This is a genomic window from Leucobacter soli (assembly GCF_042659205.1).
GTDB classification, from domain to species: Bacteria; Actinomycetota; Actinomycetes; order Actinomycetales; family Microbacteriaceae; genus Leucobacter; species Leucobacter soli.
Window position 1 is genome coordinate 1 of sequence record NZ_JBHSRW010000386.1, and the last position, 1,221, is coordinate 1,221.

General features: G+C 73.3%; 3 protein-coding genes. All 3 read left to right on the forward strand.

Annotated elements, in window-relative coordinates; translation table 11 throughout:
* The first annotated feature begins 45 nt into the window (after positions 1 to 45).
* Positions 46 to 441: a dihydroneopterin aldolase gene (gene folB / locus ACFPZL_RS13390; RefSeq protein ID WP_382335868.1), complete on the forward strand. Its 396-nt coding sequence runs from the start codon at positions 46 to 48 to the stop codon at positions 439 to 441.
* Positions 438 to 959, forward strand: coding sequence for a 2-amino-4-hydroxy-6-hydroxymethyldihydropteridine diphosphokinase (gene folK / locus ACFPZL_RS13395; protein WP_218116299.1), 522 nt, complete (start codon positions 438 to 440; stop codon positions 957 to 959). Before folB ends, folK begins: the two co-directional genes overlap by 4 nt.
* A gap of 5 nt (positions 960 to 964) precedes the next feature.
* Positions 965 to 1,221 (forward strand): DUF3180 family protein (locus ACFPZL_RS13400; RefSeq protein WP_382335866.1); only part of this gene is annotated, 257 nt, incomplete at its 3' end.

A 1,221-nucleotide genomic window follows, 5' to 3' on the forward strand; every position in this document is an offset into this window, starting at 1 on the left:
GCCGAGCGGTCGGCGCGACGCGCGCGCGGCGGCGCGGCGGATCGGATCACCCTCACCGGGCTCGAGGTCTTCGCGCACCACGGCGTGTTCGACTTCGAGCGCGAGCGGGGTCAGCGATTCCTGATCGACGTGGAGCTGTCGGTCGACCTGCGCGCCGGGGCCGGAGGCGACGACCTCGCTCGCACCGTGCACTACGGCGAGCTCGCCGAGGCGATCGTCGCCGCCGTCGAACGCGACCCCGTCGACCTGATCGAGACGGTCGCCGAACGCGTTGCAGACGTCGCGCTCGGCTTCGCGGAGCGAGCCATGAACCCCGCCGCGCTCGGCTTCGCCGAGACGGCTGAGGCGCGCGTCACCGTGCACAAGCCCGACGCCCCGATCGAGGCGAGCTTCGCCGACGTCTCGGTCACCGTGGTGCGGACCGCGGGAGACCGCCCATGATCGCACAGGTGGTCCCCATCCTGCTCGCCTTCGGCGCCAATCTCGACCGCGCCGACGGGAGTCGGAGCGATACGATCGCAGCCGCGCAGCGCGAGATCGCGGAGGCGGCGGGCATCGAGAGGTTCCGGGCCTCGCCCCTGCGCGAGACCGTCGCGCTCACCCCCGACGGCCCCGACCCCGAGGCGCCGCGCTACCTCAACGGTGTCGCGCTCGCGGAGACGACCCTCAGCCCCCACAGTCTGCTCGATCTGCTGCAGGCCGTCGAAGCGCGCCACGGCCGCGTGCGCGAGGTGCGCTGGGGCGACCGCACGCTCGACGTCGACCTGATCCTCTACGGAGGCCGCGTCGTGGCGGACGAGCGGCTGATGGTGCCGCACCCGCGTGCGCACGAGCGCGATTTCGTCCTTGCGCCCTGGCTGGACCTCGATCCCGACGCCGTGCTCATGGGCCATGGCCGGGTCGACGCGATCCTGCGCCGTATCGGCGACAGTACGCTCCCCTACGGAGGCGACGGATGAACCGCATGCAGCGGACGCCTTTCCTCTCCGTCGTCACGTTCGCGGTCGCCGGGCTGGCGATCGGCCTGCTGGTGCAGCTCGTGCGGTCGGCGCAGGGTTCGCCGCCCCTCGTGCCGCCGCTGTCGCTCGCGGCGACCCTGCTCGTGATCGCCGCCGTCCTGGTCGTGCTCGCGATCCTGCTGCGGCGGGCGGTGCTCCGCACCTCGGGCCGAGCCGTCAACCCCTTCCACGCGGTGCGCCTGCTGGCCGTCGCACGCGCCGG

Excerpts from the sequence above, each read along its gene's own strand:
- folK (WP_218116299.1), top strand. The coding sequence starts at position 438 with ATGATCGCACAGGTGGTCCCCATCCTGCTCGCCTTCGGCGCCAATCTC.